Origin of the sequence: Methylacidiphilum sp. Yel (assembly GCF_004421185.1) — a bacterium.
In the GTDB taxonomy this organism is placed as follows: Bacteria; Verrucomicrobiota; Verrucomicrobiia; order Methylacidiphilales; family Methylacidiphilaceae; genus Methylacidiphilum.
In genome coordinates this window covers 4,379-4,599 of sequence record NZ_LXQB01000035.1, presented here as the reverse complement: position 1 = coordinate 4,599, position 221 = coordinate 4,379, and the positions used below count along the sequence as shown (strand labels likewise).

Annotated in this window: 1 protein-coding gene; it reads right to left on the bottom strand. The window is 41.6% G+C overall.

All coding sequences use genetic code 11. The features are described 5' to 3' along the window. Window positions 1-221 (bottom strand): hypothetical protein (locus tag A7Q09_RS11465; protein ID WP_166791939.1); only part of this gene is annotated, 221 nt, incomplete at both ends.

The window sequence follows — 221 nt, the reverse complement described above, 5'->3', positions numbered from 1 at the left end:
AGTAGCATTCACAAGCAGATTCCCCCCAGCATTAGGTACAGGATTGGTTAAACCTTTTGTAGGAAAAAATACTGAATTAACAAACGTACTGGTAGCCGCTGAATCAATCGTCGCATTCCCATTCACATGCAGGTTAATAATCTGCGGAGTACTCCCCTCAGCATCAATAGAAATCGAAGTAGAACTAAACGGTCCATTAGCAATGGTAAACCCGTTAAGAA